Below are 20,384 nucleotides of genomic sequence, written 5' to 3'. Positions count from 1 at the left end.
GCCCATGGCAGTGCGGGTGGTCGTGGTCGGAGCCGGGTTCGGCGGGCTGGGCGTCGCGCACGCGCTGCGCGGGGCCGGGGTGCAGGACGTGACCGTCCTCGAGCGCGGCGACGACGTCGGCGGGGTCTGGCGCGAGAACACCTATCCCGGCGCGGCCTGCGACGTCCCCTCACCGCTCTACTCCTGGTCCTGGGCGACCAACCCGACCTGGGGTCGGCGCTACTCCACCCAGCCCGAGATCCTCGACTACATCCGCCGCACCGCCGCGGCCGACGGACTCCGCGACCTGGTCCGCACCGGGACCTCGGTGACCGCGCTGGAGCACGTCGACGGCACCTGGCGGGTCACCACCGACCGGGGTGTCCTCGAGGCGGACGTCGTGGTTCCCGCGACCGGGCAGCTCTCCAACCCGTCCATCCCCGGGATCCCCGGCGCGGACAGCTTCGCCGGCCCGGCGTTCCACTCCGCCCAGTGGCGCCACGACGTCGACCTGACCGGGAAGCGGGTCGCCGTGGTCGGGACCGGCGCCAGCGCGATCCAGTTCGTCCCGGCGATCGTCGACCGGGTGTCGCAGATGACGGTGTTCCAGCGCTCCGCGCCGTACGTCGTCCCGAAGCCGGACCGCGCGTACACCGCCGCGCACCACCGGCTCTTCGAGCGGCACCCCGGCGTGCCCGCCGGCGAGCGCCGGCTGACCTACTGGATCACCGAGCGCTTCAACGGCGCCCTCGAGGGCACCTCCCCCATCACCCGGCCGCTGATGGCGACGATCCGCGAGGCGTGGCGGCTGCAGCTGCGCCGCCAGGTGCGCGACCCCGAGCTGCGGCGGCGCCTGGTGCCTGACTACGAGCTGGGCTGCAAGCGCCTGCTGTTCTCCAACGACTGGTACCCCGCGCTCGATCGCGACCACGTCGACCTGGTCACCGACGCGGTGACCGCGGTCGAGCCGGAGGGCGTGCGCACCGCCGACGGCACCCTGCACGAGGCCGACGTGCTGATCTGGGGCACCGGCTTCGCCGCGACCGAGTTCCTCGGCGGGATCGACGTCCGCGGGGTCGACGGCCTCCCGCTCGACGAGGTGTGGGCAGACGGCGCGCGCGCCCACCTCGGCATGACCGTGCCGGGCTTCCCCAACCTGTTCGTCGTGTACGGCCCCAACACCAACCTCGGCGGCAGCTCGATCATCGGCATGCTCGAGGCGCAGGCCGGCTGGATCACCGAGGTGGTCCGCCGGATCGACGCCGGCGCGGCGCACCAGGTCGCTGTGCGGCGGGAGGCGTGGGAGTCGTACGACGCGGAGATGCAGCGCCGTCTGGGCAACGGGATCTGGGCGGGCTGCGACAGCTGGTACCGCGACGGTGGCCGGATCACGACCAACTGGCCGGGCCTGGTGGCGGAGTACCGCCGGCGCACGGCGCGCGTCGACTGGAGCGAGCTGGAGGAGGTCAGCCCGCGGCCGACGAGTCCGCGGCGTTGACCATCCAGCTCACGCCGTACCGGTCCACCACGCTGCCGAACCAGGCGCCCCAGGGAGCCTTCTCGAACGGCATCTCCACGTCCCCTCCGGCCGCCAGCCCGTCGTACCAGCCGCGGAGGGTCTCGACGTCGTCCCCGCTCAGCGCGACGTGGCCGTTCGCGAGGTCGCCCTCCATGTGCCGGGGGACGTCGGCACCCATCAGGCACACCGACTCCGACACCGTCAGCGCCGAGTGCATGACCAGGCCGGCCTCGTCCTCGCCGAGCCCCATGCCGCCCGCGTCGCCCATGTCGCTGAAGGTCATCACGTCCAGCTGGCCGCCGAGGACGGACTGGTAGAAGGTCATCGCCTCGCGGGCCTGGCCGCGGAAGTGCAGGTAGGGGGTGAGGGCCGTGGACATGGTGTGCTCCCTGCTGTCGTGCGCCGGTCCGTCCGGCTACGTCCTCAGACCCGGGCGCGGGCCCGAACTCATCGGTCGCGTCGGGGGTGCGCCCCGCCGGAGGTCCCGAAGGCCTCGTCGAGGTGGGCGAGCAGGTCGCGCGGGTCGTCGTAGACCGCGAGGGCGCCGGCCTCCAGCAGCTCCTCGCGGCCGTAGCCGCCGGTCAGCAACCCGATCGTCGGGAGGTCGCGCCGGTTGGCCGCCTCGACGTCCCAGACCGCGTCACCGACCATGACCGCGCGTCCGCCCCCGACCTTGTCGAACGCCCGGTCCAGCAGCTCGGGCGACGGCTTGGACTGCCCGGCGTCCTCGCTGGTCGTCCAGGCGTCCGAGTGCCGGTCGGCCTCGAGCAGGTCCAGCGGCCGCGCGGCGTGCTTGGGGATGCTCGAGCTGGCCAGGACCACCTCGAGGCCGGCCTTCCCGACCGCGACCAGCAGCTCGTAGGCGCCGTCGAGCAGCTGCGTCTGCCCGAGGAGTCTGTCGTACTCGCGCTCCCAGCGGTCCCGGATGGCGTCACCGTGGCGCGCCTCGGCGGCGTCACCTGCGACCGCGGCGACCAGGCGGTCCCCACCCATGCCGATCGCCCGGTGGATCGCCGAGACCGGCACGTGGTGGTCGAGCACCTCGTCGAAGGCCCGCGACCAGGCGATCGCGTGGTGGTAGTTGGAGTCCAGCAGGGTGCCGTCGATGTCGAAGACCGCGGTGTCGAAGGAGGGCATGTCCCCGGGTACCCCAGCCCGCCACGGCACTACACCTGTCGCGACGTCAGATGGACCTGGCCCGGTCGCAGCGGCCCCGATCACCGTACGGCCGACCGTGCATAGCCTCGATGCGCCAGCCGCGATAGGCCATCCGGGTCACGCGACGATGGCGGGTAGCGCCACCGGGATGGACCGCATGCGTCATGGTGCCGAGCCGGGACCTGATCTTTGCTGGCTATACCCATCCCCAGAGAAACGGCGGTCCCGCTCATGTTCAGCAGGCTCAAGACCCGGATGACCTACGCCAACGTCGCCAGCACCCTGGCCCTCGTCGTCGCTGTCGGCGGCGGTGGCGCCGCAGTCGCGGCGGCGAAGCTCCCGGCCAACTCGGTCGGCTCGAAGCAGGTCATCAACAACTCGCTCAACGGCCAGGACATCAAGGACGACCGCGTGAAGGGCGCCGACATCGACGAGAGCACGCTCGGTCAGGTGCCGTCCGCCGCGAACGCCGACGCCGCGACGACCGCCGGTTCCGCGAACACTGCGACCACCGCCAACGGGCTCTCGGCCGGTGCGATCAACAACCCGAACGTCTTCGGCACCGCCGCGCTGGGCGTCGTCCGCGCCTACGCCTGGAACAGCTCGGCGAGCGCGAACGCGACTCTGACCAACTACACCTACAACCGCTCCGGCGGCGCGGTGAACGTCGTCCACAACAGCGCCGGCGACTACACGATCACCTTCGCCGGACTCAACCTCAGCGCCGGCAACGTGGTCGTCTCGGGCTACGGCGGCGGCGCGACCTGGTGCAAGGTCAACTCCTGGGGCTCCAGCAGCATCGGGGTGCTGTGCTTCAACAGCGCGGGTGCTCCTACCGACAGCCGCTGGACGATCGCGGTGACCGAGTAGCGCCCGCTCGACATCGGGGCGACCGCTGGGTCAGGGCGCGACGGCCTGCGCCTTGGCCCAGCGGTAGTCGGCCTTCCCCGACGGGGACCGCTGCACCAGCGGGACCCGGATGATCTCCTTCGGCACCTTGTAGCGGGCCACGTGCCGGGCGGCCTCGGCCAGCAGGTCGTCGTCGGTCGCGGTGCTGCCCGCCTCGAGCTGGACGACGGCGACCGGCTCGCTCCCCCAGCGCTCCGAGGGGCGGCCGACCACGACCACGTCGCGCACGTCGGGGTGCGCGGCGAGCGCCCGCTCGACCTCCTCGACGAAGATCTTCTCGCCGCCGGAGTTGATGGTGACGCCGTCGCGGCCGAGCAGCAGGACGTGGCCGTCCTCGGTGAGGAGCGCCCGGTCCCCGGGCACGGAGTACCGCTCGCCGCCGATGACCGGGAAGGTGCGGGCGGTCTTGTCGGCGTCGCCGAGGTAGCCGAGCGGCACCCGGCCCCGCTGCGCGAGCCAGCCCTCCCCCTCGCCCGGCTGCAGCACCCGCGTGAACAGGTCGTCGACCACGGTCGTGGACGCGACCGGCGCGAACGTCGCCGTACCGGCGGTCATCCCGCGCAGCGACAGCGAGCTCATCTGCAGGCCGGTCTCGGACGCCCCGGCCGCGTCCATCACGATGATGTGCGGCAGCGCCTCCAGGATCCGGTCACGCACCCCCGGGGTCAGCGGCGCGCCGCCGTTGTTGAAGGCCGCGAGGCCGGAGAGGTCGTAGTCGCCGCGCTCGACCTCCTCGACGAGCGGCAGCGCGACGGCGTCGCCCACCACGGGGATGCTCAGCACCTGCTCGCGGACCGCGGTGCGGAGCGCGTCGGCCGGGTCGAGGGTGTGGACGTCGTCGGGCAGCACGATCTTGCCGCCCCCGGTGATGGTGTGGAAGGTCGACCACTGGGCGGCGCCGTGCATGAACGGCGGGATCATCAGCAGCCGCATGCCACCGCCCCCAGCGGCAGCGGCATCGGCGATGGCGTCGTACGACGTGTAGGGCTCCTCGGTGCCGAACGGCGTCCCGCCCATCGAGGTGATGTAGATGTCGTCGTTGCGCCACAGCACGCCCTTGGGCATCCCGGTGGTGCCGCCGGTGTAGAGGATGAACAGGTCGTCGCCGCTCGGCACGGGCATCCCGGCCGCGGGCGCCGTGGTCAGCAGGGCCTCCTCGTAGTCGACCGCGCCCGGGAGCAGGTCGTGGCCGGAGCCGTCGGCGACCTGGACGAGCACGTCGAGCTCCGGCAGCCGGTCCCGGACCGCCGCGACCTGCGGGGCGAACTCCGCGTGGTAGACCAGCGCCCGGGTCCGGGCGTCGGCGAGCAGGTAGAGGAGCTCCTCCTCGACGTAGCGGAAGTTGACGTTGAACGGCGCCACCCGGGCCCGGTAGCCGCCGACCATCCCCTCGAGGTACTCGTTGCCGTTGCGCAGGTAGAGGCCGAGGTGGTCCTGGCCGGACTCGTGCCCGACCAGGGTCGCGCGCTCGGTGTGGCAGCCGAGCCCGCGCTCGACCAGGAAGTGCGCGAGCCCGTCGGCCCGCTCGTTCATGGCGCGGTAGGTCAGCCGGCGGTCCCGCCAGACCAGCACCTCCTGCTCGGGCACCGCACGGGCGACCGTGTCGAAGACCGTCGCCAGGTTGAAGCCGTCCGGACCGGGACCGGGCATGCGCACCGCCTTGGTAGAACGTGTTCTCGTGCGGCGATGCTAGCGGTCGTCGGGGGCGTCCGCTGCCGGCTCGGCGCCGGACCGCTCAGCCGGTCGGGGCGGACTGGTGGCCCGCGGGGAGCCGCGTGACGGCGGCCGCGGCGGCCGCGAGGCAGTCCGCGCGCGACTGCGCCGTGTCGACCTCGACGCAACCGGGCCACGGGTCCTCGCAGTGCCGCATCGCGGCCGCGATCGCCTCGTCCGCGTCGGAGATCCCGGTCCGGGCGAAGATCCGTGCGGCGGCGCGCTCCTCGTCGAGCGAGCACCGCAGGTAGACCGGCCGCACGCTCGCGGTCCGGGCGAGCTCGGCCGCCTCCTCGCGCTCAGCCGCGTCGGACCAGGACGCGTCGAGGACGACCGACTGTCCGCGCGAGAGCAGCGCCCGAGCGCGAGCCAGCATCTCGCGGTAGGTCGCCCGCGTGTGGCCGGCGTCGTAGATGCCCTCACCCAAACCGGCCCTCGCCGACGCCTCGGCCGGGATCCCGGCGAGCTCCTTGCGCACGCGGTCGCTGCTGAGCACGGCGTACCCGAGGCGGTCGCCGAGGTCCTCGGCGAGCGTCGTCTTCCCCGTGCCGGGAGGCCCCCCGACCAGGACGAGGACGACCTCCCCCGCCCGCAGGTGCCGGAGCGCGAGGTCGGCGAGGCCGGCGGCCTGACCCGACGCGGGCCGCTCCAGGGAGGCACCGGCCAGGCAGCTGACCTTGGCCCGGACGAACGCCCGGTAGGCGATGAAGTGGTGGAGCAGCCCGGGCGGCGCCGGGTCGCCGCTGAGCTCCAGGTAGGTCGCGAGGAGCGTCCCCGCGAGGGCCGGGGCGCCGAGCCACTCGAGGTCCATGGCGAGGAACGCGACGTCGTCGAGCACGTCGACGTAGCGCAGCCGGTCGTCGAACTCCAGGCAGTCCAGGATCCGCGGCCCGTCGTCGAGGCAGAAGACGTCGTCGGCGAGCAGGTCCCCGTGCCCGTCGACGACCCGGCCCTGACGGACCCGCTCGGCGAACAGCGGCTCGCGGCCGGCGAGGAACTGCCGGACCTGGGTCTCGACCTCGGTCAGTCGGCACTTCCCGACCAGCTCGGCCCCGGCGCGGTGGAGCTGGGCGAAGCTCGCCTCCCAGCGTCCGCGGATCGCGTCCCGCGACCCCTCGCGGTCGGCGGCCGCCGACCGCGACGCGCGGGCGTGGAAGGACGCCAAGGCCCGCGCGACGTGCCGCACCGCGGCGTCGAGGTCCGTCCCGGGCTCGCCGGAGCGGACGAGGTGGGTCAGCCGGCGCTCGTCGGGCATCCGCCGCATCACGACCGCGGGCTCCTCCGAGCCGTCCGGCCGGCGGAGGGCACCGACGCCGAGGTAGACGTCGGGCGTGAGGCGTCGGTTCAGCTCGACCTCGCGCTCGCACGCCCGCTGCCGCGCTTCGACCGTCGAGAAGTCGAGGAAGTCCAGCCGCACCGGGCGCTTGAGCTTGTAGGCCAGGTCGCCGAGCAGCAGGACGACGCCCGAGTGAGTCTCCCGGACCTCGGCGTACCGGCCGGCCGTCCCCGTCGTGCCTCCCGCTCCTGGTCCCACGGCCTCACCGTGCGCCCGAGCGGGTGCCCGGGCCAAGGGCCGGCCGCATCACGACGACGGGTCCATCGCCAGGCGGCTGAGGACCTTCGGCTCCTCGCCTCGCGTCAGCGCTGGGCCCGGATCACGCGGCTGGTCGCGCCCTTGCACTCCGAGGTGGCCTTGAGGCGGGCGTAGAAGCGGCCCTCGGTGCCGGTGTTGCCGGTCGACCAGGCGTAGTGGCCGCCCTCCAGGTCCGTGGTGTCCGAGGCGAACCGGGTGTCGTCGGTGCCACCGGGCGCGCCGTGGACCTTGAAGACCACGACCGTGCGGTCCGCGGCACACACGCGTGGGCGGCTGCTCTTCACGATGCCCGACAGGTCGGTGCCCTCGGCGGTGATGGTGACCGTGACGTCGGCCTTGGGTGCGGCGTGCGCGAGCGCCGGGACCAGCCCGACGCCGCCCGCGACCAGCACCGCGGTGGTGAGAACGAGTGCTCGCATGGTGTGCCCTTCCGGGGCGACCCTCGCCCCTCCTGGTAGGGGCACCGTAGGCACGGGTGCTGCCAGCGCGGCATGGCCCGTTCGGGCGGGCCCGGTGCCGCCGACCCGGTCGGCGCCCGTTCCGCACCACCGGGGAGGGGTGAGTTGCCCCGCTCGCGGGTACGGCTGCAGACATGCAGCCTGAGATGATCGCGGGCCGCTACCGCGTCGTGCGCAAGATCGGCCACGGCGGCATGGGGGCGGTCTGGCTCTGCCACGACGACGTCCTCGGCCGGGAGGTCGCGGTCAAGCAGGTCGGCGTGCTCCCCGGGGAGTCCGCGCCCGACGTCGCCAGGGCGGTGCGCGAGGCGCGCTCCTCGGCGGCCCTGAACCACCCGAACGTCGTGTCGATCTTCGACGCGGTCGAGGACGACGGCCGCACCTGGCTGGTGATGGAGAACGTGCCGGGCACGACGCTCGCCGCGATGATCCACCAGGAGGGGCGGCTGGACCCGGCCCGCGTCGCCTCGATCGGAGCCCAGGTCGCCGACGGCCTGGCCGCCGCGCACGCCCGCGGCACGGTGCACCGCGACGTGAAGCCGGGCAACATCCTCGTCGACGGCGACGTGGCGAAGATCAGCGACTTCGGCATCGCCCGCACCGAGGGCGACCCGCAGCTGACCCGGACCGGCATGGTCATCGGCACCCCGCTCTACTTCTCCCCCGCCCTGGCCCGGGGCGCGGACCCGACGCCGGCGGACGACGTGTGGGCCCTCGGCGCGACGCTGTACGCCGCGGTGGAGGGTCGTCCGCCCGTGGAGGACCGGGGCAACCCGATCGCCACCTTGACCGCGATCGCCGAGAGCCGACCCACGCGACCCGAACACGCCGGCTTCCTCGCCGACGCCGTCGGGCGGATGCTGGATCCGGACCCCGGGTCGCGCTGGTCGATGGCCGACGCCGCCGGGGCCCTCCAGCGGCTGGCCGACACGCACCGGCCGGTGGGCACCCTCGAGACCACGGCTCCGCGGGCCACCACCCCGGCCGGGGCCGTCACCACGACGCACCAGACGCCGGCCGAGCCGCCGGGACCCCCGACGGGCCGACGACGCTCCCGGCGGGTGCTGATCGCCGCCGCCCTGGTGCTGCTGCTGGGCGGTGGCGGGATCGCCGCAGCGATCGCCCTGCAGCCGGACGACGACGGCTCCCCCGCCGCCTCCCCCCACCGGAGCAAGAAGCCCACGCCCTCCACCGCGACCGCGACGGCCACCGAGACCGCGACCGTGACGGCCACACCCTCGCCCACCTCGACCCCGAGCCCGACCGGCTCCACGCCCGTGCCGGCCGACGACCCTGCCCAGGCCGTCGTCGACTACTACGCGATGCTCCCCGACGACCCCGAGGACGCCTGGAACATGCTCGGCCCGGACGCCCGGGCGAGCTCGAACGGCTACGACAGCTACGTCGCCTTCTGGGACGGGATCGACTCCCTCGAGGTCGGCGACACCTCCACCGACGGCGACGTCGTCTCCGTCGAGCTCACCTACAACGGCACCGACTCCGAGACCCGGCAGCTGCAGGTCGCCCCGCAGGGCGACGGCTGGATCATCTCCGAGGACCTCGGCACCTGACAAGGTGCCCGGCTCCGCCTGGACGTCATACGTCCTGGCGGTCTGGGCGACCACCCCGCATGACGTCCCAACGGCCCACCCCGGGACGTCGTACGCCCCGGCGGCGGGAGCGACCACCTCGTACGACGTCCGCGGTAGTGGCCGGAGACGACGAGAGGCCCGGCGCACTGCGCCGGGCCTCGTCGTTCTCCGGTGGAGCTGAGGGGACTCGAACCCCTGACCCTCTGCATGCCATGCAGATGCGCTACCAGCTGCGCCACAGCCCCATCGTCGTGCTCCCCTGCGGGAGACAACTCGCGGAATACTAGCCAACCGCCGAGCCCGATGCGAATCGGGGCGGCCCTGGCGGCGGCCCCGGTCAGCGCCCGCCCGCGACCCGGTTGTAGGCCCGCAGGCGGCACGGCCCGGCGGCCTCCGGCTGGTCGAGCTCGACCCAGCCGCAGTTCTCCAGGCCGTGCAGGGCGGCCCGCTCCTCCACCGGCCAGCCCAGCAGCACCGGGACGGCGTCGCGGATCGCGGCGCCGTGGGAGACGGCGACCGCGAGCTCGCCGGGCGCGATCGCGGCCAGCAGCTCCCGGAGCGCCCCGACCATCCGGTCGGCGACCACGGCGGCCGTCTCGGCACCGGGTACGGCGTCGTAGTTGCCGCGCAGGAACTCCGCGAACTCCTCGGGGGCGAGCGCGGCGTACTCCGTGTGCGTCAGGCCCTCGCGGTCGGCGAGGAAGTGCTCACGCAGGCGCGCGTCGAGCACCGGCTCGAGGCCGGTCTCCTTGGCGACGTACGACGCCGTCTGCCGCGCCCGCGCACTGTCGGACGACCACAGCGCGACGGGCGACAGGGCCGCCAGGACCGGCGCCACGCTCGCGGCCTGGCCGTGTCCGGTGTCGTCGAGCTCGGCCTCGAGCTGGCCCTGGATGCGCCGCTCGGCGTTCCACGCGGTCCGGCCGTGCCGCAGCAGCACCAGCCGGCGGGGTCCTGCCGACTGGTCAGCGCTCATGGGAGACGACGTCGGCCGGCAGCTCGATCGCCGGGCAGTCGCGCCAGAGCCGCTCGAGGGCGTAGAACTGCCGCTCCTCCTCGTGCTGGACGTGCACGACGATCTCGCCGTAGTCGATGAGCACCCACCGGCCGTCGCGCTCGCCCTCGCGGCGCACCGGCTTGGCGCCGATCTCGCGCAGCTTGTCCTCGATCTCGTCGACGATCGCCTTGACCTGGCGGTCGTTGGTCGCGGACGCGAGGACGAAGGCGTCGGTGATCGCCAGCTGCTCGCTGACGTCGAACGCGACGATCTGCTGGGCGAGCTTGTCGGACGCGGCGCGCGCGGCCGCCCGCACGAGCTCGAGGGCGTGCTCCGTGGCGGTCACTGGTGGTCCTTCGGGTAGAGGGCGTGCTTGGCGATGTACTGGACGACCCCGTCCGGCACGAGGTACCAGACCGGTTCGCCGCGACCGGTGCGGAGCCGGCAGTCGGTGGACGAGATCGCCAGCGCGGGGATCTCGACCATCGTGACCCGCTCCTCCGGGATCGTGGCGAGGGTCGCCGGGTCCATGGTGTACCCCGGCCGGGTGCAGCCCACGAACCGGGCGAGCTCGAAGAGCTCAGCGGCGTCGCGCCAGGTGAAGATCTCGGCCAGCGCGTCCGCGCCGGTGATGAAGTAGAGCTCGGCGCCGGGCAGCTGGGCGCGCAGGTCGCGCAGGGTGTCGATCGTGTACGTCGGGCCGTCGCGGTCGATGTCGACCCGGGAGACGGTGAACCGCGGGTTGGAGGCGGTCGCGATCACCGTCATCAGGTAGCGGTGCTCGGCAGCCGTCACCACGCGGTCCGACTTCTGCCAGGGGTCACCGGTCGGGACGAACACGACCTCGTCGAGGTCGAACCACGACTGCACCTCCGAGGCCGCCACCAGGTGACCGTGGTGGATCGGGTCGAAGGTGCCGCCCATCACCCCGATCCTGCGGGCGCCGGGCACGTGCTCGTCCGTGGCGCTCAGCTGTGCTCGCGTCCCGCACCGAAGGCCAGCAGGGCGACGACCAGCGCCAGGAGGATGACGAGGACGACCCCGCCGACCAGGAACGGCGGCGGCGTGTCCAGCCCGCCCTCCTCGACGGCGAGGACCACGACGTACGGGTTCAGCATGGGCGACACCCTACCCGGCCCGCTCCGCGCTCACCGCACGTGCCCGTCCCCGGTGACCACGTACTTGGTCGAGGTCATCTCGAGCAGCCCCATCGGGCCGCGCGCGTGCAGCTTCTGGGTGCTGATCCCGATCTCCGCACCGAAGCCGAACTCGCCGCCGTCGGTGAACCTGGTCGAGGCGTTCACCAGCACCGCGGCCGAGTCGACCGCGGCGGTGAACCGTCGGGCCGCGCCGAGGTCCTCGGTGACGATCGCCTCGGTGTGCTGGCTCGACCAGCGGCGGACGTGGCGGACCGCCGCCTCGAGGTCCGGTACGACGGCCGCCGAGATGTCGAGCGAGAGGTACTCGGTGCCCCAGTCGTCGTCGGTGGCCGGCACCACGCCGTCGTACGCCTGGAACGCGGCGTCGCCGTGCACGGTGACCCCCGCCTCCTGGAGCGCGGTCACCACCGTCGGTAGGAACGCCTCGGCGACGTCGGTGTGGACCAGCAGCGACTCGGCGGCGTTGCACACGCTGGTGCGCTGGGTCTTGGAGTTGAGGACGATCGCGAGCGCCTTGTCGAGGTCGGCGGCGCGGTCGACGTAGACGTGGCAGTTGCCGACCCCGGTCTCGATGACCGGCACCGTCGACTCCTCGACGACCGACCGGATCAGGCCGGCGCCGCCGCGCGGGATCAGCACGTCGACGTACCCGCGCGCCCGCATCAGCTCCTTGACGCTGTCGTGGGAGTCGCCGGGGACCAGCTGGACCACGTCGGGGTCGACGCCCGCCGCGCCGACGGCACCGCGCAGCGCCTCGACGATCGCGGTGTTGCTGGACCGCGCGCTGGAGCTGCCGCGCAGCAGCACGGCGTTGCCGGACTTCAGGCAGATGCCGGCGGCGTCGGCGGTGACGTTGGGGCGGGCCTCGTAGATCATCCCGACCACGCCGAAGGGGACCCGGAGCTGGCGCATCTCGAGCCCGTTCGCCAGGGTCGACCCGCGCACGACCTCGCCCACCGGGTCGGGCAGCCCGGCCACCTCCTCGAGCCCGCGGGCCATCCCCTCGACCCGGTCGGGGGTGAGCCGCAGGCGGTCGACGATGTTGGCGGGCGTGCCGTCGGCCTCCGCGCGGGCGACGTCCACGGCGTTGGCCGCGAGGATCCGGTCGACGTCGGCACGCAGCGCGCCGGCCATCCGGCCGAGCGCGTCGTCCTTGGTCGCGCGGGTGGCGAGCGCGAGACCGTGACCGGCCTCGCGCGCGCGCTCGGCGGCGGCGATGACGGGGCTGCTCATGAGCACGAGGTTAGGCCGTGGCAACCGATCGCACGCCGGATGCGTCGTACCGTGGTCAGGTTCTCACCGAAAGGAACCCCCTTGCGTCGCACACCCTTCGTCGCTGCGGCCGGCCTCGCGCTGGTCGCACCGTTCCTCGCCACCGCCGCCGCCCCCGCCACCGCGGACGACCCGGCCTCCCCCGCCTTCACCCTCTGGGCGCCCCAGCAGGTCACGGCCTACTCCTACGGCGGCAACCGCACCTGGACCGACCTCGGGCTGCGCGTGATCGCCGAGGGGGCTCCCGTCGAGCTGTGGTCCACCCGGGCGTCGTACGACGACCCCATCGAGACCGTGTGGCGCTCGCCCGACGGGGACGTGCCGCTCCCGTCCGGCTCGATGAGCACGTTCTCCGGGCTCGACAAGTTCGTGAAGATCACCGTCGACCCGAAGAAGAAGGGCGAGAAGACCTTCTCGCTGGTCCGACCCGGCTGCCTGAACAGCTACTCCGAGCGGGTCCGTCCCGACGCACCGGCGCGGTCGCCGTACCCGGTGGGGTGCTGGTACAACCCCTACAGCCTGGGCTCGGTGCAGGGCATCCAGACCGGCTGGGCGACCCCGGTCGTCGGCCAGGACCGGCCGCTGCGGATCGGCCCCGGCCGCTACACCGTCACCGCGTCCATCCGGCCGTCGTACGCCGCGGTGTTCGGCCTCTCCGCGGAGCAGGCGACCCGGACCACGCAGCTGACGGTGGTCGACCAGGGTGACGGCGAGGGCCGGCCGACCGGCACGCCCTCCGGACGGCCGACGGCGAAGCCCGCGGCCCACCGGCCGACCGGCGCGCCCGGGCGCGCCGACGAGGCCGGACCGGAGCCGGACCTGCGGTCGCTGCCCGCCTGGGGCATCTCGCTCTCGCGCAACGGGAAGTACCTCCAGTTCTCGGCCACGGTCTGGAACGCCGGCGACAGCCCGCTCGTCGTCGACGGGTTCCGCCGCGAGGGCGAGGACGTGATGGACGCCTACCAGTACTTCTTCGACGCCGACGGCAACCAGACCGGCTACCAGCCGGTCGGCGAGATGGAGTGGGACGCCCGCTCCTCGCACCAGCACTGGCACTTCGAGGACTTCGCCCGCTACTCCCTGCTCGACGCCGACCAGTCCGAGGTGGCGCGCTCGAAGAAGGAGGCCTTCTGCCTCGCCAACACCGACTCCGTCGACACGACCGTCCCGGCTGCCGACTGGCGACCGGAGAACACGGACCTGTCCACCTCGTGCGGCGACTACTCCTCGCTCTCGGTGCGCGAGGTCCTGGTCTCCGGCTGGGGTGACACCTACACGCAGTACCGGGCCGGCCAGTCCTTCCCCGTCGCCGATCTGCCCAACGGCACCTACTACGTCGCCGTGAAGGCCAACCCCGAGGACCGGCTCGTCGAGGAGACGACCGACAACAACCTCTCGCTGCGCAAGATCCGGCTCGGCGGCACGCCGGCGCACCGCACCGTGAAGGTCCCCCAGGTCGGCATCATCACCGAGGAGGGCTACGGCGGGGTCGGCTGACGGTTGAATCGAGACTTCTGACACTCGAGTCGGGACTTCTGACCACCTGAGTCGAGGGTGGTGACCACCGTCGTGGTCACCACCCTCGACTCAACGGCGAGTCGTCATCCACAGGCCGTGCCCGGCCGAGTTCGGCGACCTACCGGGCAGGGCAGGCGAACCGCATGGAACCGAGCCTGGACGAGACCGCCGTCCTCCGCCTGCTGCGTCGACAGGCGGGGGTCATCTCGCGACGACAGGTGCTCGAGCACGGTGGCACGGACGTCGACATCGAGCGACTGCTGCGCCGTCGCGTCTGGGCTGCGGCGCACGCGGGCGTGTACGTCGACCACACCGGATCCTTGACCTGGGACCAGCGCGCCTGGGCGGCCGTGCTCCGGCACGCGCCCGCCGCGCTGACCGGTCGGTCCGCCCTGCGGGCGCACCGGATGCGGGTCTCCCCCGCCATCGCCCCCGATCACGAGCCGATCGACGTCGTCGTCGCCGCGGGTCGCCGGGTCACGCCGGCGACCGGCGTCCGAGTCACCCGCAGCCGCGACCTCTCCGCCATCAGTCAGCCGGGCGCCCGGCCTCCGCGGGTGCGGCTCGAGCACGCCGTGCTGGTCGCTGCGTCCGCGGCTCCGACGGAGGACGCGGCCGTCGCCGTCCTGGCCGATGCCTGCCAGGAGGGCAGGACGACCTCCCAGCGGTTGCGCGAGGCGCTCCGCCGGCATCCACGCATGCGGCGCCGCCGCCTCCTCGCCGCCGTGCTCGCCGACGTCGAGGACGGAGCGCTCTCGGCGCTCGAGCGGCGCTACCTCGTGCGGGTGGAGCGGGCCCACGGCCTCCCGCGCGGCACCCGCCAGCAGCGGGCGGTCGGCACCGACGGCCGGTCGACCTACCCTGACGTCCGGTACGCCGCCCAGCGCACCATCGTCGAGCTCGACGGTCGACTGGCCCACGACCGGGCCGCGAAGGGCTGGGCGGACATCGACCGGGACCTGGAGGCAGCGGCCGCCGGCGACATCACCGTTCGCGTCGCCTGGGGGCAGGTCCTCGTCCCCTGTCGGCTCGCGGCTGCCGTCGCGCGGGTGCTGGCCCACCGCGGGTGGACCGGTGCGCTGCGTCCGTGTGCCGCGGGGTGCACCGCCCCGGAAAGTGGAGGATCCCCGGCACGTGGTGCCGGGGATCCTCCCTCGTCTGACTAGCTCGGACGGGTCAGCCCTTGCGCTTGGTGATCTCCTCGGTGGCGGCCGGGAGGACCGTCTTCAGGTCGCCGACGACGCCGAAGTCCACGAGCTCGAAGATCGGGGCCTCCTCGTCCTTGTTGACGGCCACGATGGTCTTCGAGGTCTGCATGCCGGCGCGGTGCTGGATCGCACCGGAGATGCCGTTGGCCACGTAGAGCTGCGGCGAGACCGTCTTGCCGGTCTGACCGATCTGGAAGGAGTGCGGGATCCAGCCGGAGTCGACAGCCGCACGCGAGGCGCCCACGGCGCCGCCGAGGGCGTCGGCGAGCTGCTCGACCGGCTCGAAGTCGCCACCGGTGCCGCGACCGCCCGCGACCACGATCGCCGCCTCGGTCAGCTCCGGGCGACCGGTCGCCTGGCGCGGCTGGGAGGCCACGATCTGGGCGGACCTGGCGCTGTCGGAGACGCTCGGGGCGAACTCCTCGACGGTGCCGGCACCGGCCCCCTCCTCCGGCGCGGCCGAGTTCGGCTTGACCGTGATGATCGGGGTGCCCTTGGTGACCTTGCCGGTCAGCGTGTAGTTGCCGGCGAACACGCTCTGCGTGGCGACCGGGCCGTCGGACCCGGCCTGGACGTCGACGGCGTCGGTGATCAGGCCGGACTCGATCTTGATCGAGAGCCGGGCACCGATCTCCTTGCCCTCCGCGGTGGACGGAATGAGGATCGCGGCCGGCGAGGCCTTCTCGGCGAGCTGCTTGAGCACCTCCGCCTTCGGCGCCACGAGGTAGCCCTTCACCTGGCTGTCGTCGACGACGTAGACCTTCTCGGCGCCGTAGCCCTTGACCGTCTCGGCGGCCTCGGCGGCCTTGTCGGCGGGGCCGATGAAGACCGCGGACGGCTCGCCGAGACGCTTGGCGATGGCCAGCAGCTCGTAGGTGGGCTTGCGGACCGCACCCTCGACGTGGTCGATGAGAACGAGAACTTCAGACATCAGCAGGCGCTCCTCAGATGAACTTCTTCGAGGCGAGGAACTCGGTCAGCGCCGTGGCGCCCGACCCGTCCTCGTCCTTGACGATCTCGCCGGCGGTGCGCGGCGGACGGGCGGTGGTCTCCTCGACCGCGGTCCACGCGGCGGCCAGGCCGACCTCGCTCGCGTCGACGCCCAGGTCGGCCAGCGACCAGGTGTCGAGCGGCTTCTTCTTCGCAGCCATGATGCCCTTGAACGACGGGTAGCGGGCCTCACCGGACTGGTCGGTGACCGAGAGGACGAGCGGCATCGTGCCGCCGATGACCTCGGTGGCGGTGTCGCCGTCGCGCTTCACGCGCACCTGGTCGCCCTGGGTCTCCACGACGGAGGCGAGGGTGACCTGCGGGAGGTCGAGGCGCTCGGCGAGCATCGCCGGGACCACCGAGCCGGCGGCGTCGGTCGACGCCATCCCGCACATCACGAGGTCCACCTTCCCGTCGGCCCCGGCCTTCTCCACGGCCTTGGCCAGGACCAGCGAGGTGGCGGCGTAGTCGGAGCCGGCGATCGCGTCGTCGACCACGTGGATGCCCTTGTCGGCACCCATCTGCAGCGCCTTGCGGACCGCGTCGACAGCCTTCTCCGGACCCACGCAGAGCGCGGTCACCGTGGTGTCGTCGCCGGCCTTCTCCTTGAGCTGGAGAGCCTGCTCCACGGCGTACTCGTCGAGCTCCGAGAGGAGCCCGTCGACACCCACGCGGTCCACGGTGTTGTCCGACTCGAAGTGCCGATCGGCAGTTGCGTCGGGGACGTACTTCACACAGACGACAATGTTCATGGTGGTGTGGCCGGGACGGCCCCTCCTGTGCACTCGGGTTCGCCGTGAGGCTACCGCCGCGTCAGCGGCGTCGAAACCCGCGCGAGGGTCGGTTATGTCACAGCGGCGCTGTCACGGTCGGACGATGCGCCAGAGGACCCGGCCGACGACCAGGTAGGCGATGGCGGCGAGCCCCCAGTTGGTCAACGCGTTCTTGGTCGCGGCGTCGGACCCGTCGAAGGTAAACACGCCGTTGCGCCGGGAGAAGACGTCGAGATCGAGGGCGCCGGCCACGTCGAGGACGAACCGCACGAGCGCGTTGTCCAGGTTGGCGTCGAGCGCCACCAGCAGGGCACCGACGGCGAGGAACAGGGCGCAGACCACCGCCGCCAGCCAGATCAGCTGGGCGATCCGGAGCCGGAGCGTCGATCCGGTCGTCGTCACCGCTTTGCGGTCAGCCACGTGTGCCTCTTCCTCCTGCCGATGACCCCCGTCCGCTCGAAGGATCGCACAGCGGAGACCTCGTCAAACCTCCGACTCGGTCACACCCGCTCGGTCACCGGCCCCGTCGCACCGCGCCGGTCACCGCCCCCGGAACTGCGCCTTGCCCGGACCGCTCTCGACGAAGGACTGCATGCCGATGGTGCGGTCCTCGGTCGCGAAGAGCGCCGCGAACTGCTGCCGCTCGATCTCGAGGCCGGTCTCCAGGTCGACCTCGACGCCGCGGTCGATGCTCTCCTTGGCCGCCCGCACCGCGAACGACGCGCCGCCGGCGAACTGACGTGCCCACGAGACGGCCTCGTCGTACACCTGGTCGGCCGGCACGACCCGGTCGACGAGCCCGATCGCCAGCGCCTCGTCCGCCTTCACGAAGCGGCCGGTGAAGATGATGTCCTTGGCCTTGCTGGGGCCGACCAGCCGGGTCAGCCGCTGGGTGCCTCCCGCGCCGGGGATGATGCCGAGCAGGATCTCGGGCTGGCCGAGCACCGCGTCCGCCGCGGCGAACCGCACGTCGGCGCACAGGGCGAGCTCGCAGCCGCCACCCAGCGCGTAGCCCGTGACGGCCGCGACGACCGGCTTGGGGATCCGGGCGACGGTCCCGAAGGAGGACTGGAGGGCGCCGGAGCGCTTGACCATGTCGGTGTACGACATGTCGGCCATCTCCTTGATGTCCGCGCCGGCGGCGAAGACCCGCTCGCCCCCGTAGAGGACGACGGCCTTGACGTCGTCGCGCTCGGACGCCTCGGTGGCGGCGGCACGGATCTCCTCCTGGACCTGCACGTTCAGCGCGTTCATCTTCGGCCGGTCCAGCCGGATCGTCCCGACCCCGTCGGAGACCTCCAGCCGCACGAACTCACCCATCTGTCCTGCCCCTCTCGTCGCCGTTCGTCCCTGGCATTGTGCCCACATCGGCCACAATGGGTCGGGTGACCCCTGGACTCTGGCGCACACGTGGCGAGCGCGCACCGGTGTGGCCGGGTCAGAACTGGCCGCTGGGGTCCACCTGGTCGGAGGAGTCCACCAACTTCGCCGTCCACGCACCGCGCGCCACCGCCGCATGGGTGTGCCTCTTCGACGAGGAGGGCGGCGAGCAGCAGCACCGCCTCACCGAGCAGGCGCTCGGCATCTGGCACGGCGCCATTCCGGGGGTCCGGCCCGGCACCCGCTACGGCTACCGGGTCGCCGGCCCCTGGGACCCGTCCCAGGGCTTCCGGTTCAACCCCAACAAGCTGCTGCTCGACCCGTTCGCCCGGGCGGTGTCCGGCGAGGTCACCGTCGACCCGGCGATCTTCGGGTACGACGAGGACGACCCGGCCCGGATGAGCGGGACCGACTCCGCGCCGTACGTGCCCCGCAGCGTGGTCGTCGACGAGTCGTTCGACTGGGGCGACGACCACCCGCTGCGCTACCGCTGGCGCGACACGGTCGTCTACGAGCTGCACGTCAAGGGCATGACCGCGCTGCACGACCGGGTCCCCGAGGAGCTGCGCGGCACCTACGCCGGCCTCGCGACCCCGGCCGTCATCGACTACGTCAAGGACCTCGGCGTCACCGCGGTCGAGCTGCTGCCGGTGCACCAGTTCGTGTCCGAGCCGGCGGTGGTGGCGCGGGGGCTGACGAACTACTGGGGCTACAACTCGATCGGGTTCTTCGCGCCGCACAACGGCTACGCCGCGTCCGGGGACCGGGGCCAGCAGGTCACCGAGTTCAAGCAGATGGTCAAGGCGTTCCACGAGGCCGGCCTCGAGGTCATCCTCGACGTCGTCTACAACCACACCGCCGAGGCCGGGGTCGAAGGGCCGACGCTCTCGTTCCGCGGCCTGGACGACCGCGGCTTCTACTGCCGCGTCGGCGACGGCGTCCCGGCGGCGCCGTACCAGGACGACTACTGGGACGTGACCGGCTGCGGCAACACCGTCGACGCGTCGAACCCCTTCGCGCTCCGGCTGATCCTGGACTCCTTGCGCTACTGGGTCACCGAGATGCACGTCGACGGGTTCCGCTTCGACCTGATGTCGGCCCTGACCCGCGTCCACCACCGCGTCGACATGGGGTGCCACCTGCTGATGGCCATCGGCCAGGACCCGATCCTGCGCCACGTGAAGCTGATCGCCGAGCCGTGGGACGCCTCGATGGACGGCTACCGCGTCGGCGAGTTCCCCCCGCCCTGGGTGGAGTGGAACGACCAGTACCGCGACGAGATCCGCGACTTCTGGCGCAACCACTCCCGCGGGATCCGCGGCGTGGCCACCCGGCTGGCCGGCTCCTCCGACCTCTACCTCGACGACGGGCGCTCGCCGTACGCGTCGATCAACTTCGTCACGGCGCACGACGGGTTCACGCTGCGCGACCTGGTGACCTACGGACAGAAGCACAACGAGGCGAACGGCGAGGACAACCGGGACGGCACCGACAACAACCGCTCGTGGAACCACGGCGTGGAGGGCGAGACGGACGACGCGGCGCTGCTCGCCGTACGACGGCGGCAGGCGGCCAACCTGATGGCCACGCTGTGCCTGTCCAACGGGGTCCCGATGATCACGGCCGGCGACGAGCGCGGGCGGACCCAGGGCGGCAACAACAACGCGTACGCCCAGGACAACGAGACCTCGTGGATCGACTGGCGCCCCGACGACGCCTGGCTGGACGTCTACGAGGTGACGAAGACCGCGCTGCGGCTGCGCCGGGAGCACCCGGCCCTGCGGCAGCGGCACTGGTTCGAGGGGCGGCCGACGATCCGCGGCGGCCCGAAGGACCTGGCCTGGCTGCACCCGTCGGGCCGCGAGATGACCGGTGACGACTGGCACGACCCCGACCTCCGGGCGATCGGCATGTTCGTCTCCGGCGCCCCGCTCCGCTCCCCCGGTCCCCGCGGCGAGCAGCAGGTCGACGCGTCGTTCATGATCTGGTTCAACTCCGACTGGCTGCCGCAGCGCGTCGAGCTCCCGGAGAACGACTGGGTGCAGACCGGCGAGGTCGTGCTCTCGACCGACGTCAAGCTGCCCGTCGGCACCCACGTCAAGGCCGGCGACCGGCTCTCGATCGGCCGACGCACCGTGGTCGTCCTGCGCGAGGCCTGAGGCCC

The 20,384-nt window shown here is 72.8% G+C and carries 20 protein-coding genes and 1 tRNA gene; 6 read left to right on the top strand and 15 right to left on the bottom strand.

What is annotated here, in order from left to right:
* Window positions 1–4 precede the first annotated feature (4 nt).
* Window positions 5–1,477: a flavin-containing monooxygenase gene (locus ACILQ5_RS09490; RefSeq protein WP_395657746.1), complete on the top strand. Its 1,473-nt coding sequence runs from the start codon at window positions 5–7 to the stop codon at window positions 1,475–1,477.
* On the opposite strand, the gene ACILQ5_RS09485 is transcribed toward ACILQ5_RS09490, so the two are convergent.
* Together ACILQ5_RS09485 and ACILQ5_RS09480 are read right to left on the bottom strand one after the other, a co-directional pair.
* Window positions 1,446–1,877: a VOC family protein gene (locus tag ACILQ5_RS09485; protein WP_395657745.1), complete on the bottom strand. Its 432-nt coding sequence runs from the start codon at window positions 1,875–1,877 to the stop codon at window positions 1,446–1,448. The two genes, ACILQ5_RS09490 and ACILQ5_RS09485, sit on opposite strands and share 32 nt — an antisense overlap.
* A 68-nt stretch (window positions 1,878–1,945) precedes the next feature.
* Window positions 1,946–2,635, bottom strand: a complete 690-nt coding sequence (locus tag ACILQ5_RS09480; RefSeq protein WP_395657744.1) for an HAD family hydrolase — start codon at window positions 2,633–2,635, stop codon at window positions 1,946–1,948.
* 252 nt (window positions 2,636–2,887) lie between these two features.
* Here ACILQ5_RS09480 and ACILQ5_RS09475 point away from each other — a divergent pair, with 252 nt between their 5' ends.
* Window positions 2,888–3,526, top strand: coding sequence for a hypothetical protein (locus tag ACILQ5_RS09475; protein ID WP_395657743.1), 639 nt, complete (start codon window positions 2,888–2,890; stop codon window positions 3,524–3,526).
* A 30-nt stretch (window positions 3,527–3,556) separates the two neighbouring features.
* Here ACILQ5_RS09475 and ACILQ5_RS09470 read toward each other — a convergent pair whose 3' ends face one another.
* The 3 genes from ACILQ5_RS09470 to ACILQ5_RS09460 all read right to left on the bottom strand — a co-directional run bounded on the left by ACILQ5_RS09470 (window position 3,557) and on the right by ACILQ5_RS09460 (window position 7,291).
* Window positions 3,557–5,215: an acyl-CoA synthetase gene (locus ACILQ5_RS09470; protein ID WP_395657742.1), complete on the bottom strand. Its 1,659-nt coding sequence runs from the start codon at window positions 5,213–5,215 to the stop codon at window positions 3,557–3,559.
* Between the two features lie 85 nt (window positions 5,216–5,300).
* The gene (locus tag ACILQ5_RS09465; RefSeq protein WP_395657741.1) at window positions 5,301–6,812 is read right to left on the bottom strand and encodes an AAA family ATPase; all 1,512 of its coding nucleotides are present in this window, start codon (window positions 6,810–6,812) and stop codon (window positions 5,301–5,303) included.
* 104 nt (window positions 6,813–6,916) lie between these two features.
* Entirely contained in the window at window positions 6,917–7,291 is a 375-nt protein-coding gene (locus tag ACILQ5_RS09460; RefSeq protein ID WP_395657740.1) for a hypothetical protein, read from the bottom strand.
* A 173-nt stretch (window positions 7,292–7,464) separates the two neighbouring features.
* Between ACILQ5_RS09460 and ACILQ5_RS09455 the strand changes: the two genes are divergently transcribed.
* Window positions 7,465–8,901 (top strand): serine/threonine-protein kinase, encoded by a 1,437-nt coding sequence (locus ACILQ5_RS09455; RefSeq protein ID WP_395657739.1) that lies wholly within the window; start codon window positions 7,465–7,467, stop codon window positions 8,899–8,901.
* Window positions 8,902–9,094: 193 nt separating this feature from the next.
* On the opposite strand, the gene ACILQ5_RS09450 is transcribed toward ACILQ5_RS09455, so the two are convergent.
* The 6 genes from ACILQ5_RS09450 to ACILQ5_RS09425 all read right to left on the bottom strand — a co-directional run bounded on the left by ACILQ5_RS09450 (window position 9,095) and on the right by ACILQ5_RS09425 (window position 12,312).
* Window positions 9,095–9,167 (bottom strand) — tRNA-Ala (locus tag ACILQ5_RS09450).
* A 92-nt stretch (window positions 9,168–9,259) separates the two neighbouring features.
* Window positions 9,260–9,898 (bottom strand): histidine phosphatase family protein, encoded by a 639-nt coding sequence (locus tag ACILQ5_RS09445; protein ID WP_395657738.1) that lies wholly within the window; start codon window positions 9,896–9,898, stop codon window positions 9,260–9,262.
* Entirely contained in the window at window positions 9,888–10,265 is a 378-nt protein-coding gene (rsfS, locus tag ACILQ5_RS09440) for a ribosome silencing factor (protein ID WP_395657737.1), read from the bottom strand. The genes ACILQ5_RS09445 and rsfS overlap by 11 nt, the downstream gene beginning before the upstream one ends.
* Entirely contained in the window at window positions 10,262–10,891 is a 630-nt protein-coding gene (nadD, locus tag ACILQ5_RS09435; RefSeq protein ID WP_395657840.1) for a nicotinate-nucleotide adenylyltransferase, read from the bottom strand. Before nadD ends, rsfS begins: the two co-directional genes overlap by 4 nt.
* Window positions 10,888–11,037, bottom strand: coding sequence for a hypothetical protein (locus tag ACILQ5_RS09430; RefSeq protein WP_395657736.1), 150 nt, complete (start codon window positions 11,035–11,037; stop codon window positions 10,888–10,890). Before ACILQ5_RS09430 ends, nadD begins: the two co-directional genes overlap by 4 nt.
* 30 nt (window positions 11,038–11,067) lie before the next feature.
* Window positions 11,068–12,312: a glutamate-5-semialdehyde dehydrogenase gene (locus ACILQ5_RS09425; RefSeq protein WP_395657735.1), complete on the bottom strand. Its 1,245-nt coding sequence runs from the start codon at window positions 12,310–12,312 to the stop codon at window positions 11,068–11,070.
* Between the two features lie 81 nt (window positions 12,313–12,393).
* Here ACILQ5_RS09425 and ACILQ5_RS09420 point away from each other — a divergent pair, with 81 nt between their 5' ends.
* Together ACILQ5_RS09420 and ACILQ5_RS09415 are read left to right on the top strand one after the other, a co-directional pair.
* Window positions 12,394–13,848, top strand: a complete 1,455-nt coding sequence (locus tag ACILQ5_RS09420; RefSeq protein ID WP_395657734.1) for a lysyl oxidase family protein — start codon at window positions 12,394–12,396, stop codon at window positions 13,846–13,848.
* A gap of 164 nt (window positions 13,849–14,012) precedes the next feature.
* The gene (locus tag ACILQ5_RS09415; RefSeq protein ID WP_395657733.1) at window positions 14,013–15,035 is read left to right on the top strand and encodes a hypothetical protein; all 1,023 of its coding nucleotides are present in this window, start codon (window positions 14,013–14,015) and stop codon (window positions 15,033–15,035) included.
* Between the two features lie 10 nt (window positions 15,036–15,045).
* On the opposite strand, the gene ACILQ5_RS09410 is transcribed toward ACILQ5_RS09415, so the two are convergent.
* The 4 genes from ACILQ5_RS09410 to ACILQ5_RS09395 form a co-directional block, all read right to left on the bottom strand.
* On the bottom strand, window positions 15,046–16,008 hold the full coding sequence (locus ACILQ5_RS09410) for an electron transfer flavoprotein subunit alpha/FixB family protein (protein ID WP_395657732.1): 963 nt from the start codon (window positions 16,006–16,008) through the stop codon (window positions 15,046–15,048).
* A 13-nt stretch (window positions 16,009–16,021) separates the two neighbouring features.
* Entirely contained in the window at window positions 16,022–16,801 is a 780-nt protein-coding gene (locus ACILQ5_RS09405; RefSeq protein ID WP_395657731.1) for an electron transfer flavoprotein subunit beta/FixA family protein, read from the bottom strand.
* 129 nt (window positions 16,802–16,930) lie between these two features.
* Window positions 16,931–17,260 (bottom strand): hypothetical protein, encoded by a 330-nt coding sequence (locus ACILQ5_RS09400; protein WP_395657730.1) that lies wholly within the window; start codon window positions 17,258–17,260, stop codon window positions 16,931–16,933.
* A 120-nt stretch (window positions 17,261–17,380) separates the two neighbouring features.
* Window positions 17,381–18,160: an enoyl-CoA hydratase/isomerase family protein gene (locus ACILQ5_RS09395; RefSeq protein ID WP_395657729.1), complete on the bottom strand. Its 780-nt coding sequence runs from the start codon at window positions 18,158–18,160 to the stop codon at window positions 17,381–17,383.
* 65 nt (window positions 18,161–18,225) lie between these two features.
* Between ACILQ5_RS09395 and glgX the strand changes: the two genes are divergently transcribed.
* Complete coding sequence (gene glgX / locus ACILQ5_RS09390) at window positions 18,226–20,379, top strand: glycogen debranching protein GlgX (protein WP_395657728.1); 2,154 nt, start codon at window positions 18,226–18,228, stop codon at window positions 20,377–20,379.
* Window positions 20,380–20,384: the final 5 nt, after the last annotated feature.

This window comes from Nocardioides sp. (assembly GCF_044226305.1).
Lineage (GTDB): Bacteria > Actinomycetota > Actinomycetes > Propionibacteriales > Nocardioidaceae > Nocardioides.
This window is presented reverse-complemented; position numbering and strand designations above follow the sequence as displayed.

Excerpts from the sequence above, each read along its gene's own strand:
- ACILQ5_RS09485 (WP_395657745.1), bottom strand. The coding sequence starts at position 1,877 with ATGTCCACGGCCCTCACCCCCTACCTGCACTTCCGCGGCCAGGCCCGC.
- ACILQ5_RS09490 (WP_395657746.1), top strand. The coding sequence starts at position 5 with ATGGCAGTGCGGGTGGTCGTGGTCGGAGCCGGGTTCGGCGGGCTGGGC.
- ACILQ5_RS09460 (WP_395657740.1), bottom strand. The coding sequence starts at position 7,291 with ATGCGAGCACTCGTTCTCACCACCGCGGTGCTGGTCGCGGGCGGCGTC.
- ACILQ5_RS09395 (WP_395657729.1), bottom strand. The coding sequence starts at position 18,160 with ATGGGTGAGTTCGTGCGGCTGGAGGTCTCCGACGGGGTCGGGACGATC.
- ACILQ5_RS09475 (WP_395657743.1), top strand. The coding sequence starts at position 2,888 with ATGTTCAGCAGGCTCAAGACCCGGATGACCTACGCCAACGTCGCCAGC.
- ACILQ5_RS09455 (WP_395657739.1), top strand. The coding sequence starts at position 7,465 with ATGCAGCCTGAGATGATCGCGGGCCGCTACCGCGTCGTGCGCAAGATC.
- ACILQ5_RS09445 (WP_395657738.1), bottom strand. The coding sequence starts at position 9,898 with ATGAGCGCTGACCAGTCGGCAGGACCCCGCCGGCTGGTGCTGCTGCGG.
- ACILQ5_RS09470 (WP_395657742.1), bottom strand. The coding sequence starts at position 5,215 with ATGCCCGGTCCCGGTCCGGACGGCTTCAACCTGGCGACGGTCTTCGAC.
- ACILQ5_RS09480 (WP_395657744.1), bottom strand. The coding sequence starts at position 2,635 with ATGCCCTCCTTCGACACCGCGGTCTTCGACATCGACGGCACCCTGCTG.
- ACILQ5_RS09415 (WP_395657733.1), top strand. The coding sequence starts at position 14,013 with ATGGAACCGAGCCTGGACGAGACCGCCGTCCTCCGCCTGCTGCGTCGA.
- ACILQ5_RS09410 (WP_395657732.1), bottom strand. The coding sequence starts at position 16,008 with ATGTCTGAAGTTCTCGTTCTCATCGACCACGTCGAGGGTGCGGTCCGC.
- ACILQ5_RS09430 (WP_395657736.1), bottom strand. The coding sequence starts at position 11,037 with ATGCTGAACCCGTACGTCGTGGTCCTCGCCGTCGAGGAGGGCGGGCTG.
- ACILQ5_RS09425 (WP_395657735.1), bottom strand. The coding sequence starts at position 12,312 with ATGAGCAGCCCCGTCATCGCCGCCGCCGAGCGCGCGCGCGAGGCCGGT.